Origin of the sequence: Flavobacterium anhuiense (assembly GCF_004151235.1) — a bacterium.
GTDB lineage: Bacteria > Bacteroidota > Bacteroidia > Flavobacteriales > Flavobacteriaceae > Flavobacterium > Flavobacterium anhuiense_A.
Genome location: NZ_JUIV01000012.1, coordinates 67,403 through 81,268 on the forward strand (window position 1 = coordinate 67,403; position 13,866 = coordinate 81,268).

General features: G+C 31.9%; 13 protein-coding genes. 1 reads left to right on the forward strand and 12 read right to left on the reverse strand.

Annotation, left to right across the window (positions count from 1 at the left end; genetic code table 11):
- Positions 1 to 39 precede the first annotated feature (39 nt).
- The 10 genes from rfbB to NU08_RS14835 all read right to left on the reverse strand — a co-directional run bounded on the left by rfbB (position 40) and on the right by NU08_RS14835 (position 11,121).
- A complete protein-coding gene (rfbB, locus tag NU08_RS14790) occupies positions 40 to 1,086 on the reverse strand; it encodes a dTDP-glucose 4,6-dehydratase (RefSeq protein ID WP_129747948.1) in 1,047 nt (348 codons plus the stop codon).
- A gap of 18 nt (positions 1,087 to 1,104) precedes the next feature.
- Positions 1,105 to 2,112 (reverse strand): mannose-1-phosphate guanylyltransferase, encoded by a 1,008-nt coding sequence (locus NU08_RS14795; protein WP_129747949.1) that lies wholly within the window; start codon positions 2,110 to 2,112, stop codon positions 1,105 to 1,107.
- Positions 2,113 to 2,143: 31 nt separating this feature from the next.
- Positions 2,144 to 3,433, reverse strand: coding sequence for a nucleotide sugar dehydrogenase (locus NU08_RS14800; protein ID WP_129747950.1), 1,290 nt, complete (start codon positions 3,431 to 3,433; stop codon positions 2,144 to 2,146).
- A gap of 278 nt (positions 3,434 to 3,711) precedes the next feature.
- Positions 3,712 to 4,176 (reverse strand): UpxY family transcription antiterminator, encoded by a 465-nt coding sequence (locus NU08_RS14805; protein WP_129747951.1) that lies wholly within the window; start codon positions 4,174 to 4,176, stop codon positions 3,712 to 3,714.
- Between the two features lie 65 nt (positions 4,177 to 4,241).
- On the reverse strand, positions 4,242 to 5,633 hold the full coding sequence (locus NU08_RS14810) for a UDP-glucose 6-dehydrogenase (RefSeq protein ID WP_129747952.1): 1,392 nt from the start codon (positions 5,631 to 5,633) through the stop codon (positions 4,242 to 4,244).
- Between the two features lie 24 nt (positions 5,634 to 5,657).
- Entirely contained in the window at positions 5,658 to 6,641 is a 984-nt protein-coding gene (locus NU08_RS14815) for an SDR family oxidoreductase (protein WP_129747953.1), read from the reverse strand.
- A gap of 11 nt (positions 6,642 to 6,652) precedes the next feature.
- Complete coding sequence (locus tag NU08_RS14820; protein ID WP_129747954.1) at positions 6,653 to 9,100, reverse strand: polysaccharide biosynthesis tyrosine autokinase; 2,448 nt, start codon at positions 9,098 to 9,100, stop codon at positions 6,653 to 6,655.
- A gap of 16 nt (positions 9,101 to 9,116) precedes the next feature.
- Positions 9,117 to 9,908 (reverse strand): polysaccharide biosynthesis/export family protein, encoded by a 792-nt coding sequence (locus tag NU08_RS14825; protein WP_129747955.1) that lies wholly within the window; start codon positions 9,906 to 9,908, stop codon positions 9,117 to 9,119.
- Between the two features lie 73 nt (positions 9,909 to 9,981).
- Entirely contained in the window at positions 9,982 to 10,602 is a 621-nt protein-coding gene (recR, locus tag NU08_RS14830; protein ID WP_129747956.1) for a recombination mediator RecR, read from the reverse strand.
- 153 nt (positions 10,603 to 10,755) lie between these two features.
- The gene (locus NU08_RS14835; RefSeq protein ID WP_008464347.1) at positions 10,756 to 11,121 is read right to left on the reverse strand and encodes a CoA-binding protein; all 366 of its coding nucleotides are present in this window, start codon (positions 11,119 to 11,121) and stop codon (positions 10,756 to 10,758) included.
- Between the two features lie 153 nt (positions 11,122 to 11,274).
- Here NU08_RS14835 and NU08_RS14840 point away from each other — a divergent pair, with 153 nt between their 5' ends.
- A complete protein-coding gene (locus tag NU08_RS14840; protein ID WP_129748007.1) occupies positions 11,275 to 11,901 on the forward strand; it encodes a MarC family NAAT transporter in 627 nt (208 codons plus the stop codon).
- A 76-nt stretch (positions 11,902 to 11,977) separates the two neighbouring features.
- Here NU08_RS14840 and ctlX read toward each other — a convergent pair whose 3' ends face one another.
- On the reverse strand, positions 11,978 to 12,913 hold the full coding sequence (gene ctlX, locus NU08_RS14845) for a citrulline utilization hydrolase CtlX (RefSeq protein WP_129747957.1): 936 nt from the start codon (positions 12,911 to 12,913) through the stop codon (positions 11,978 to 11,980).
- A 27-nt stretch (positions 12,914 to 12,940) separates the two neighbouring features.
- The gene (locus NU08_RS14850) at positions 12,941 to 13,855 is read right to left on the reverse strand and encodes a dimethylarginine dimethylaminohydrolase family protein (protein WP_129747958.1); all 915 of its coding nucleotides are present in this window, start codon (positions 13,853 to 13,855) and stop codon (positions 12,941 to 12,943) included.
- Between the last annotated feature and the right edge of the window lie 11 nt (positions 13,856 to 13,866).

Genomic DNA, 13,866 nt, shown 5'->3' on the forward strand with positions numbered 1-13,866 from the left:
TTAATCTTAAAAAATTAAGTTTAAGTAAGAATAATTCGTTTAAGAGTATTGTTTTTTATAGTAATCTTTATAAGCTCCAGATGTAACATTCTGCAACCATTCTTCATTATTTAGATACCAGTTAATTGTTCTTTCTAAGCCTTCTTCAAAAGTTACAGTTGGTTTCCAACCTAACTCTTTATTAATTTTAGAGGCATCTATTGCATATCTTAAATCATGCCCTGGTCTATCTTTCACAAATGTGATCAATTGTTGAGAAGTTCCCTCTGATCTTCCTAACTTTTGATCCATAATTTGGCATAATAATTTCACTAAATCAATGTTTTTCCATTCATTAAACCCACCAATATTGTAAGTTTCATGATTCTTTCCTTCATGAAAAACCAGATCTATTGCAATAGCATGATCTTCAACAAATAACCAATCACGAGTATAGTTTCCGTCTCCATATACTGGCAATGGCTTATTGTTAATTATATTATTTATAAATAAAGGAATTAATTTTTCAGGAAAATGATAAGATCCATAATTATTAGAACAATTTGTCAAAACATAAGGCAAACCATAAGTTTCACCATAAGCTCTAACAAAATGATCTGAACTTGCTTTTGATGCAGAATAAGGTGAATTAGGGTCATACGCAGTTGTTTCGGTAAATAATCCTTCTACCCCTAAACTTCCATACACTTCATCTGTACTAATGTGATAAAATCTTTTTCCATCAAAATTATTCTTCCACTGGTTTTTTGTCGCATTTAACAAATTCATGGTGCCAATTACATTTGTTTTAACAAATGCTAAAGGATCTTCGATCGAACGGTCAACATGAGATTCAGCTGCTAAATGCAAAACACCATCAAAACTATGTATTGAAAAAAGTTCACTAATGAAAACTTCATCAACTATATCTCCTTTTACGAAGGTATAATTAGACTTATCTTCAATATCTTTAATATTTTCAAGATTTCCTGCATAAGTTAATGCGTCCAAATTGAAAATGTGATATTCTGGATATTTATTAACAAATCTTCTCACTACATGTGATCCAATAAAACCAGCACCTCCAGTTATAAGAATTTTTTTCATTTTATCTTTTTGATTACTTTACTTTAATAATTCTGAATTCTGTTTTTCTAATTCAGTATAAATATCTTTTACGTCTTGTGAACTCTCTTTCTGCAAAATCAGATTAGCAGTATCTGTATAGACAAAAATTGTATTTTCTAAACCAAGGAAGGTCGTATGTTTATCACATCCAATAACCATATTCCCTTTAGCATCAGTCGGATGCCCTTTAGATATTAAATAATCATAAACAGATTCAAAAGAGCCTAAATCTGACCAAGAAAAAGAAGCTGGTACAACTTTAATTTTTTTACTTCTTTCCATTACGGCATAATCGATGCTTATTGATGGAATTTCCATAGATAAATCTAAATCTAAGAAACCTTCTTTACTTGCTTCCCATACCTGTTTTGATTTTCTGTAAACATCTGGTTGAAATTGTTTTAATTCTTCCAAAAGGACACTTGCCTTAAAACAAAACATACCACTATTCCAAAGAAAATTACCTTTTGCAATAAACTCCTTTGCAGTGGTTTCGTTTGGCTTTTCACGAAATGAAGCTACATTATCTCCCTTTGCCTCTATATAACCATAACCTGTTTCTGGCTTAGTTGGAATTACGCCAAAAGTCACAATAAATCCCTCATCAGCTTTAGAGATAGCTTCATTTATTGCGTTATTATAATTCTCCATTAAATCAATAATATGATCCGAAGGAGTTATAATTAAAATATCATTTGGTTCTGAAGCAAATGCTGCAAATGCAATTGCCGCAGCGGTATTTCTAGGGGTAGCTTCAACAATATTTATATATGAAGTATTTGTTTTATCCATTACTTCACCACTTAATTGAAAATTATCAACATTTCCAACCACCATCACCTTATTTGCTAAATGACTATTCCGTTCGACAGTCATTTCAAATAAAGATTTCCCATCAAATATTTCAAGGTATTGTTTTGGTCGACTTTTACGCGAAAGAGGCCATAGTCTACTTCCAACTCCTCCCGTAAGAATTACATGTGTAATAGATTTATTTGAACTCATATATTTTAAATAAAAAAAGAAATTTTAAAACTTAAAGCCTATTATCAGCTAAAGATCCTAAAACTCCTTTTACATCATAAATTAAACTTTTGTCTTTTTGCAAATTTGAAAAATCAATTTCAAGAAATTCTGAGTGGGCTACTCCTAATACCAATGCATCAAATTTTTCTTTAGGCAAAATATTTACTGTTTCTAGTTTATACTCTCTCTCTACTTCCTCAATATTAGCAAGTGGATCAAAAACAGTAACTGTTATTCCGTAATCCTTTAAAGCTTTTATTACATCAACAATTTTTGTATTGCGGACATCTGGGCAATTTTCTTTGAAAGTAATTCCAAACATTAACAGATTTGCACCATTAACTGAAATTCCTTTTTTTATCATTAGTTTCACAATCTGTGAAGCTACATATTCTCCCATGCTATCGTTTAAACGTCTTCCTGCTAAAATTATTTCAGGATGATATCCAAATTCTTGTGCTCTTTGTGCTAAATAGTAAGGATCAACTCCTATACAATGCCCCCCGACTAGACCTGGCTTGAAAGGTAAAAAATTCCATTTTGTAGATGCTGCCTTTAATACTTCTTGGGTATCAATATTCATTAAATTAAATATTTTGGCCAATTCATTAACAAAAGCTATATTAATATCTCGCTGAGAATTTTCAATAACTTTTGCAGCTTCTGCAACTTTTATTGTAGGCGCAAGATGTGTTCCTGCTGTAATTACGGATTTATAAAGTGCATCAACTTTTAAACCTATTTCTGGAGTTGAACCTGAAGTAACTTTTAAAATTTTTTCAACTGTATGTTCTTTATCCCCAGGATTGATTCTTTCAGGAGAATATCCTGCGAAAAAGTCTTCGTTAAATTTTAAACCCGAAACTTTTTCTAAAACGGGCACACATTGCTCTTCTGTTACTCCTGGATAAACAGTTGATTCATAAATAACAACATCTCCTTTTTTTAAAACTTTTCCGACCGTTTCACTCGATTTATACAAAGGAGTTAAATCTGGTCTATTATTTTTGTCCACAGGAGTAGGAACAGTAACTATATAATAATTACATTCATCAATATCATTTATTGATGTAGTACAGTACAAACCTTTTTCTTCATTTAAGCTTTTTACTAAAACTTTCTGTAGAACATCGTCTTCGACTTCTAAAGTGCTATCGGTTCCAGATTTTAAGGAACTAACTCTTGATTCGTTTATATCAAAGCCAATAACTGAATATTTGGTAGCAAATAATCGCGCTAAAGGCAATCCTACATAACCTAAGCCTATAACTGCAATTCTTACATTATTTTCCAACTTCATATTTTTTTAATTTATTCTGGTCACTTAAACTCATGGCTTCGCCGTTCTCAGTCACAAAATTCTGACTCAGATACCTAAATTAATCATTTTCGGCAAATATAGCATAATAAGTCTAGTAATTCAATACGGTTTCACGTAATACTAGCAAAACAACTTACAATGCAAAAACAAATAATTACAATAACCTATTAATCAGACTGTAAATAAATACATAATAAAAAAACAGAAGAAAAAAATCCCAAAAGGCTTTTTCTTCTGTTATCTTCTGATTTTTAGAATCATTTATATTTTATCTTCAATACACATCCTAATGCTTCTAAGACTAGGACATAATAACTATTAGATACCTCTTGTACAATTGCGTTTTGATTACTGAATGCTCCCGACTCTAATTTGATCTTATCACCAACTTGAAACGTCGAAACCGATATATCGCTAATATTTGTTGCTTTTAGACTTTTTTTAATAATTTCAATTTCTTGATCCTTAACAATTGCAGGCTTTCCAAGCCAAAACAAATATCTAACAACACCAGCAACTTGAAATACTAAATTTCGCTCTGAATCGGGTAATTGTACAAAAACATAAGAATTAAAAAGTGGCATCTCAATTTTCTTTTTTCGATCTGACCATTGTTTAACCTGAGTAATTAAAGGACAATAGCATTCGATTCCCAGCTGATTAAGCTTATCAGCAACTTTCTTTTCCCATTTAGGTTTTGTATAAACTACGTACCAATTCATTTTTTCTTCTTTATGAATGAAGCAAATTCGTATCACTTCATATCTCTTCAAACTACAAAACCAATTTATGCCCCAATACCATTATAAACGAAACCTATTGATTCTAACTGTTTAGCATTCAAAATATTTCTTCCATCAAAAACAAAAGCTGGTTTATGCATTGAGTCGTAAATCTTTTTCCAATCATAAGCTGTAAACTCATCCCACTCCGTTAAGATCGCAACAGCATGTGCTCCTTTACAAGCTTCATAAGCATTTTCAAACACATTCAAAGCATCAATATTTTCCTTACTTGTTCTTGTTTCCAAATAATCTAAGTCGTTTAACATTTTATCCTTAGAAACTTTCGGATCAAAGACTGAGATTTTAGCTTGTTCATTTATTAAGTCATCAGCAACATAAATTGCGGCAGATTCTCTAGTATCGTTTGTATCTTTTTTGAAAGCCCAACCCAAAAATGCAATTTTTTTATCGGCTACAGTATTATATAATGTTTGAACAATTTTATTTGAGAACCTTCTTTTTTGATGATCATTCATAATAATCACTTGTTCCCAATAATCTGCAACTTCATTTAATCCGTATGACTTTGCTATATAAACCAGATTCAAAATATCTTTTTGAAAGCAAGAACCTCCAAATCCTACAGAAGCTTTTAAAAATTTTGGTCCTATTCTGCTGTCCATGCCAATAGCTCTCGCAACTTCATTCACATCTGCGCCTGTTTTTTCACAAAGTTCTGACATTGCATTTATTGAAGATATACGTTGTGCTAAAAATGCATTTGCTGTAAGTTTAGACAATTCTGATGACCAAACATTTGTTGTCAAAATTCTATCTTTATTTATCCAATTTGAATAAACATCAACCAATGCATTAATTGCTTCCTCACCGCCTTCAGTTGTGTCTCCACCAATCAAAATACGATCTGGATTTAACAGGTCGGTTACCGCAGTTCCCTCTGCCAAAAACTCTGGATTAGAGAGAATTTGAAATTGAACACCATTTCCAGTGTTATCCAATATACTCTTAATTGCTTCGGCCGTTCTAACTGGTAAAGTTGATTTCTCGACTACAATTTTATTTTGTTTTGCTACCCTTGCAATTTGTCTAGCACATAATTCAATATATTTTAAGTCAGCTGCCATTCCTTTACCTTTACCATAAGTTTTGGTAGGAGTGTTTACTGAAATAAATACCATTTGAGCTTCGTCTATTGCCTTATCAACATCTGTAGAAAAAAATAGATTTCTACCTCTAGCTTCTGCTACAATTTCAGAAAGACCTGGCTCATATATTGGAATATTTTTAGGATTTGGATCGTTCCAACCTGCTATTCTTTGTTCGTTTAAATCAACAACTGTAACTTGAATGTGCGGGCATTTTTGCGCTATAACGGCCATGGTTGGCCCACCAACATATCCTGCACCAATGCAACAAATTTTTGTAATTTTCATTTGATCTATTTTATCTTGATCTATTTATTTTAAATTATTCCAATACCACCCAACTGCTTCTTTCAATCCTTCTTGCAAAGAATATTTTGGATTATATCCTAACATATTTTTTGCTTTCTCAATACTTGCCAGCGAATGAGGAATATCACCTGCTCTATTTTCTCCATAAATAACCTGAACATCCTTTATTTTTGGATCAAACTCGGATAAATATTCTTTTAAATATTTAACCAAATCATTTAATGTATTTCTATCACCAAATGCAGTATTGTAAACTGAATTAATGGCTTCTGGATTTTGAGAAGTCATTGCCAATTCATTCATTTGAATAACATTATCGATATAAGTAAAATCACGAGAGTAATTCCCATCTCCATTAATTACAGGACTTTCATGATTCATAAACTGTTTTACAAATTTTGGTATTACAGCGGCATACGCTCCGTTAGGGTCTTGTTTTCTTCCAAAAACATTAAAATAACGAAGGCCAATTGTTTCTAAACCATACGTTCTACTGAAAATTTCCGCGTACAGCTCGTTTACATATTTAGTAATGGCATAAGGAGACAACGGTTTCCCTATAACATCTTCTACTTTTGGCAATCCTTGAGAATCTCCATAAGTTGAAGAGCTTGCTGCATATACAAATCTTTTTACTTTTGCATCGCGTGCAGCAGTCAGCATATTTAAAAACCCAGAAACATTTACATCATTGGTTGTAATTGGATCTTTTATTGATCGAGGAACAGAACCCAAAGCTGCTTGGTGCAAAACAAAATCAGCTCCTTCAACAGCCAGATTGCAATCTGCTAAATTTCGGATATCACCTTCGATTAATTTAAAATCTGAATTGTCTAAAAAATCTTTTAAATTATGACGATGACCTGTAGAAAAATTATCCAAACAGACAACTTTATAGCCTAAGCCTAAAAAATACTCAGTTAGATTTGAACCTATAAATCCAGCTCCTCCCGTGATTAAAATTGTATTTTTTGTTTTATTTTCCATTTATCCAACTTTTAGCTTTTTCTAATTCGATTCATGAATGTTTTCCAAAATCCAACTTTGACTTCTTCTTCGTGGTAACCATTCGAATAAGCTCCATAGCCGTAACCATAACCGTAACCAGTACCATATTTAGCTTTATTTTCATAACCGTTTAATACAATACTCACATTGCTCAACTCTCCACGTTTAAGTCTCGTATTTAACAACGTTATCATGTCTTTCTTAGTATAGTTTTGTCTTACAATATATAATGTGACATCTGCAAACTGAACCAATTCTAACGAATCAGCCACTAAACCTACTGGCGGGGTATCCAAAACAATATAATCATATTTCTGCTTCAATTCATCAATCATCTCTTTCATTCCATCACTTAAAATCAACTCTGAAGGGTTCGGAGGAATTGGCCCCGAAAGTATTACATCTAAATTTGGAATCTGCGTCGAATTGGTTATTTCTTGCAAGCTATTTTGCTTTATTAAATAATTAACAACTCCTAAAGATGATTTTATTTGGAATTCATCTGCTAATTTGGGCTTTCTCAAATCTAAACCAACAATTACAGTTTTCTTTTCGCTTAAGGCAAAAACTGTAGCAATGTTAATAGAACAGAATGTTTTTCCTTCACCACTAATAGAAGAAGTAATCATTAATGTTTTTGATCCGCTAACTAGCTGTTTTTTGTATAAAAACTGAAGTGATGATCGAATCCCTCTAAATGCCTCCGAAAGTGCTGACTTTGGCTTATCAAAAACTGCCAAACTTCCAGAATCCTTATTAACCCCAATTACACCAAGCAATGGAATTTGAGTCAATTTGCTAATATCCTCAGTATTCTGAATTGAATTATTAATAAAGAAAATTACCAAAACAAACAATAAGGGAATCAAAACTCCTAAAAACAAAGCCATTACATAATTCACAGAGGTCTTAGGACCGATCAAACCTCCGCCAATATCTTTGGCAGGATCAATAAAGTGAATATCTGACAAGTTAGACGCTCTGACAATTTCTGCTTCATTTCTTTTTTGAAGAAATTCTGTATAGATGTTATCATTTAAATCATATTTCCTTTTGATTTTCAATAACTCTTGCTGTTCAGCTGGAAGTCTTTTTACTGTACTTTCAGCTTGACCAATTTTTGCGTTCACCAATGATAAATCATATAATAAAGAAGCTTTTGCAGTAACTATATTTTCTTGAAGAACGTTTTTTACTGCTGCCATTTGATTATCAAAATCCTTAAATATTTTTTCACTTTTTACAGCATAAGCCATTTCTGATCTTTGAGTAGAAAGTGCAATAAGTTTAGAAACATTTGCTACTATATTTGGATCTTCAATTCCTGCAACAGAAGGGGCAGGCAATCTAGAATAATCGGTACTACTATTTAAATATGATTTTAACGAATTATAGTAAGCAATTTTTCTTGTTAGTTGGTCCCTTTCAACATCAAAATCCATTATTTTTTCTGAAACTTTAGAACCACCGCCTTCTATTTCGTAAATATTTTTATCTTTTTGAAAAGATTTTAATTCATTACCAGTCTGTTTAAGCTGAGATTCCATTGCCACAAGAGTACTATCAATAAACCTAATAGTATTTGTTGCGAATTGATTTTTGCCGTCGAGCTGAATTTTAATAAGCATTTTTACAGTAGAATTCAAATAATCAACCATTCTGGTTTTATTTGTTCCCTGCATTGACAAAGTCAATAGTGACCCACCGCTTTTACCAGAGTCTACATTTATTCCTTTATATCGAGATACCGTCCCGTCAAAATCATTAAATCTGACAAAATATTCTTTACCCTTGTAAAAACCTGGATTATCATTGATTTGTAACTTCCAATTCAAAAACGGGAGATTTACGCTTTCCCCAACTTTATATTTTTTTATGAAGGTTACAGGTTGTACAGAAGTATTGCTATAAGAATTGTTGTTATAAGTAATCAATGAAACGGAGTTGCTTTCAAATGGAATCTGGATTTGATATTCATTTTCATTTAAAAACTTTATATTAATTAATGAATTTACAATCTGTCCTTTTGTCTTATCGATATCGATATAAAATGGAACCGACCCATAAGAATCAATTAAATTATATTTTCCTTGTTCTAAATAATCAATATAAAACTGAAGTTTATCTACAACCAATTCATTATGAGATCTTGACTGAAGAATTGTAGAAATTCCATTTACTTGATCAGAGATACCTCCCCAATTAAAAACTAAACTTGTATTTGATGTAAAAAAGGGGTTGTTTTCTTCCTTGATAGAAATCATTGTCTGCATCTCGTAAATTTTCTCTTTACGAATGTTTATCTGATAAGCAATTGTGAAAGCAATAATTAAACTTACTAGAAACCATTTCCAGTAACTTGCAATTTTTAATAGAAATCCTTTAAAATCAAAATGAGAATGATTTTCAAAAATGGCAAAATCCTTAATGTCTAACATTTTAAAAATCTATTTTTTATTTTATTATTAGGTAAACTGTTGTAGCCAGAGATAACAATGTAATTATTGTCCCTATAGATTGTATTCCCGTCTGACCTGTTCCCCAAGTTTTTTGTCTCAATGGTTTTACATAGATATAATCATTTGGTTGTAAATAATAATAAGGCGACTTCATTACATTAACATCTGTAAGATCAATATCGTGCATTTGTACACCAGTAGGACTTTGACGAATTACGGTCACCTCTTTTCTATTACCAACTGTTGTGATGTCCCCCGCATTTGCAACAGCTTCCAAAATGGTTACATTATCCTTAAATAATGTTTTGGTTCCTGTACTTCCAACTTCCCCATTAATAGTATATCTGAAACCAGCCAACTTAACTGTAACAAAAATATTAGCTTCACTTTTAAAATATTCCTCCAATAATTTTTTTTCAATTTTTACACGAACTTCTTCAAGAGTATAACCTATTACATTTATCTCTCCTAAAATTGGCATTCTAATATTTCCGTGATCATCAACTGTAAAACCATCAAAATATAAAGCCGATTCACTTCTTCCTGCTTGCCCTCCTTCGTCCTCTGTTGTATTAAAAATGGAAACCAATTTCGGATCAATTGCCTTTATATTGATTTTTAAAATATCATTTACCTGTAATCTATATGGTTTTGATTCGACTGCTGCAATCGCTGTTTGTTCGTTTGAACCATCTTTATCTTGAAGATAAACCAGATCTTTAATAGGAATACATGATGTAAGTAATACTGAAATTAATAAGAATAGAAAAAAGCTTTTTTTTGTCATTCGTTCAATTTTATGGCAAGTATAGCTTTTCCATTTAATATTCAGGAAAACCTAACTTTTGTTTGGGGCTTTGTTAATTATTTTTAAATGTTTTTTCAAAAGGGACTCTGTGTAAAATACTTCGTCCTAATGTTATTTCGTCCGCATATTCCAATTCATCTCCAACCGAAATTCCTCTTGCGATTGTTGAAATTATAATATCAGAATCTGCTATTTGTTTATAGATGTAAAAATTTGTTGTATCTCCTTCCATAGTTGAGCTTAATGCAAAAATAATCTCCGCTACATTTCCAGATTTCACTTTTGTCACTAAACTAGAAATATTCAACTGATTGGGGCCAACTCCTTCAATTGGAGAAATTTTCCCGCCAAGGACATGATATATTCCTTTAAACTGTCCAGTATTTTCTATCGCCATCACATCTCTAATATCTTCGACAATACATATTGTCTCGTGATTTCTAATTGGATTAGCGCAAATTTCACAAATTTTAGTATCAGAAATATTATAGCAACTTTCACAAAATTTAATATCCTCTCGCATATTTAATAATGCTTGCGATAAAAAGGCCGTTTGTTCCTTAGGTTGTTTTAACAAATGAAGAACCAATCGAAGTGCTGTACGTTTGCCAATACCTGGCAATTGCGACATTTCGTTTACTGCTTTTTCAATTAATTTTGATGAAAATTCCATGACGACAAATGTAATACTTTTAATGGTTAAGCCTACACTACAGCCATTAAATTCAAGCCTTAACGATATTTAAAAATTATTACGAAACCCCTTTCTTTTCTATCCAAAATAAATGCATTTTTCAAAAACCTATTTCTAAGATATTTCGAAAATTTAATATTGATTTGTAGCTAACAAAACTAAGGTGCAAGCAACTTCTACATCAATACTATTAGACTCTAACAATTGATAGAATTCTGGGTTTTCTGTTCCTGGATTAAAAATTACACGTTTAGGATGCGATTCTATAATATAATTATAATAATCTCTTTGACGAACAGGATTTAGATACAAAGTAATGGTATCGATATTTTTAACTGGCATTGCCTTAGTCTGAATTTTCACTCCTGCAACCTCTCCCGCTTTTTGTCCAATTGCTAATACTGAATGCCCTTTACCAACCAACATATTAACAGCTCTAAAAGAGTAACGTTCAGGATTTGTAGATGCTCCTATAACTAATGTTTTTTTACTTTTCATAGTTTTTATTTAGACTGCAAAAGTAATCAAAAAAGAATGATTAAGTCCTACATCTTTGATTCAGAATCGATAACCAATAAAAACATAATCATAACATATTTTCATGCAAAAGCATCAAAAAATAACTACATTTACTTCACTAACCAATATCATATGGAATTATTCATTTATCTATTTGCCGCATTGTTTTCGGTATTAAATCCAATAGGAACAGTACCCATTTTCGTCGGATTAACACAACATGATTCGCAAAAAGAAAGATCTAGAATTTCTCTTTGGACTGCTATTAACGTTTTTATCATATTATTGGTTTCATATTTTATTGGCCAATATGTTCTAACTTTCTTCGGCATTAGCATTGATGCCTTAAGAATCGCTGGCGGAATCGTAATTGTTAATTCTGGATTTTCTTTACTCTCAGGTAAATTCAACAAAAAACGAGGAATCAACAAAAAAATTGAAAATGAGGCGCAACAAAGAAATGATATCGCTCTTACACCATTAGCAATACCAATGCTTGCCGGACCAGGATCTATGTCCCTTTTAATAGCGTTTTATCAAGAACACCACGAAATAAATGAAATCATAATTTCTTCGCTAGCTATTTTAGCTATTGCTGTAGCCATTTTTGCTATTTTAAAAAGCGCGCATTATTTAGCTAGAATTTTAGGAGCATCAGGAATTGTTGCTATTTCAAGAATTGTTGGTTTTATAGTTATTTCTATCGGCATTCAATACATTGTAAGTGCCATCGTTAATATTATAAAAGGAAATTTCTAGCTCAAATCATATTCTAAAAAAAGAAAGGGATAAATCTTAATGACTTTATCCCTTTCTTTTTACTAAATATTTTCTTTTAACTTCTTGGCAAGAAAACTTCGGCCATCATACATCTAGCACTTCCTCCTCCGCAAGCTTCAATCGTATCCAAACTTGAACTTAAAATTTCTGCATGATTTTCCAGCTGCACAATTTGTTTTGGAGTCAAACTCTGGTGTGCAGAAGCACTCATCACAATATATCTCTTATCATCTTTTCCGCGAACTTCAAGCATATTTCCAGCAAAATTATTTACCTGATCTTCTGTAATTAAAATGATCTCTTTCTTATCTTCTTTCAGATTATCCAGAACCATTTTGCGTTCTTTCTTGTCATCAATCGAATCTGCACAAATTACTGCAAAAGTTTCGCCTAAACACATCATAACATTAGTATGATAAATTAGTTTTCGTTCTCCATCAACTGTTTGAAAAGCTTCGAAAATAACTGGAGCATAATCAAAATCTTCACAGAACTCTATAAACAATTCTTCGTCAGCTCTTGGTGATAAAGCGCAATATGCTTTTCCGTTTGCTCTATCTAATAATAAACTTCCTGTTCCTTCTAAGAAAATGCCATCTTCTTCTGCAGAAGTATAGTCCATTATATTGGTAATTTCAAATCCTTTTTCTTCCAAAGTATCCAAAATATCTTCACGACGTTCTTGACGACGGTTTTCTGCAAACATTGGATACAATGCTACATCTCCATTTTCATGAAACGAAACCCAGTTATTTGGAAAAATACTATCTGGAGTATCAGTCTCTAAATTATCATCAACAACTGTTACATCAACGCCAACCGCTCTTAGCTTTTCTACAAAAGCATCAAATTCTTGTTGCGCTTTAGCATTAACAGTACTTGGCAAAAGTCCGTCTAATACCTTTTGATAATAATTATTGACTGCCGTCTGTTCATTCATTCTGAATGCAACTGGGCGAATCATCACGATAGCATTAGTAGTTTGTTTCATTTTTTATATTTTTTTTGAAACTAGTTTTTAGTCTCTAATTAATGGCAAAGTTGAACATCTCAATAAACCTTCTTGTTTTGAAATTTCAGCATACGGAATCTCTTCAACCGTAAAACCATTTTCACGAAGCCAGTTGTTCAATCTTGTAAAATTCTTTTCAGAAACCACTACATTTTCATCAATTGAAAATACATTCGAAAACATATTATACATTTCATTTCTTTCGATATGGAATAAGTTTTCTTTTCCGAAAAGTTTTACTAGATAAAGATAATCTGCTTCTTCACGAAAACCTCTTTTATAGATAATTCCTTTATCTTTTCCAACAGGCTGAAAACAGCAGTCTAAATGCAGAGCATTGTCTCTTGCTTCCAGCTTAGATTTTACTAAATCAAACTCCTTTACAATTTTATTAGGAAACAGAGATTTGATGTAATTTACTCCATGCATATTAGTTCTTGCGGTAATGTAATCTTTATAATCGCTTCCTTTATAAGTTCCTATAAAAATATGATCATTCCAAAGCATAACATCTCCTCCTTCTATATGAACTTCTTCTGGAGGGCGAACCACTTTTAAGGGATCAATTTGATCAATTACATATTGAATCGCATCCAATTCGCGTTCTCTATCCGGCAGAATGTTAGATTTTACAAAAACATCGTCAATTACAAATCCAATATCACGAGCAAAAATCTGATTGTAATTTTCAATCATTTCTGGACGATAAACAGTTACATCATATTTCTGAAAAACAGCATTAAAAGCTTCCATTTCAGCAACCATATCTTTTTCCACAGGATAAGTTCCTGCTTTAATATGTTCCAATGATTTAGGGTCATAAGCCTCTTCTATAGTTGGAGTTGGACCATTATGAACAGCAGAACCCAGAACTACAGCATGAAGCCGAGACGTTTCGTTCTTTACATTTAATTGCAACATAACTTTATTAT

Coding starts and splice junctions, on each gene's coding strand:
- NU08_RS14795 (WP_129747949.1), bottom strand. CDS start 2,112: ATGAGTTCAAATAAATCTATTACACATGTAATTCTTACGGGAGGAGTT.
- NU08_RS14850 (WP_129747958.1), bottom strand. CDS start 13,855: ATGTTGCAATTAAATGTAAAGAACGAAACGTCTCGGCTTCATGCTGTA.
- NU08_RS14800 (WP_129747950.1), bottom strand. CDS start 3,433: ATGAAGTTGGAAAATAATGTAAGAATTGCAGTTATAGGCTTAGGTTAT.
- rfbB (WP_129747948.1), bottom strand. CDS start 1,086: ATGAAAAAAATTCTTATAACTGGAGGTGCTGGTTTTATTGGATCACAT.
- recR (WP_129747956.1), bottom strand. CDS start 10,602: ATGGAATTTTCATCAAAATTAATTGAAAAAGCAGTAAACGAAATGTCG.
- NU08_RS14810 (WP_129747952.1), bottom strand. CDS start 5,633: ATGAAAATTACAAAAATTTGTTGCATTGGTGCAGGATATGTTGGTGGG.
- NU08_RS14820 (WP_129747954.1), bottom strand. CDS start 9,100: ATGTTAGACATTAAGGATTTTGCCATTTTTGAAAATCATTCTCATTTT.
- NU08_RS14840 (WP_129748007.1), top strand. CDS start 11,275: ATGGAATTATTCATTTATCTATTTGCCGCATTGTTTTCGGTATTAAAT.
- NU08_RS14835 (WP_008464347.1), bottom strand. CDS start 11,121: ATGAAAAGTAAAAAAACATTAGTTATAGGAGCATCTACAAATCCTGAA.
- NU08_RS14805 (WP_129747951.1), bottom strand. CDS start 4,176: ATGAATTGGTACGTAGTTTATACAAAACCTAAATGGGAAAAGAAAGTT.
- NU08_RS14825 (WP_129747955.1), bottom strand. CDS start 9,908: ATGACAAAAAAAAGCTTTTTTCTATTCTTATTAATTTCAGTATTACTT.
- NU08_RS14815 (WP_129747953.1), bottom strand. CDS start 6,641: ATGGAAAATAAAACAAAAAATACAATTTTAATCACGGGAGGAGCTGGA.
- ctlX (WP_129747957.1), bottom strand. CDS start 12,913: ATGAAACAAACTACTAATGCTATCGTGATGATTCGCCCAGTTGCATTC.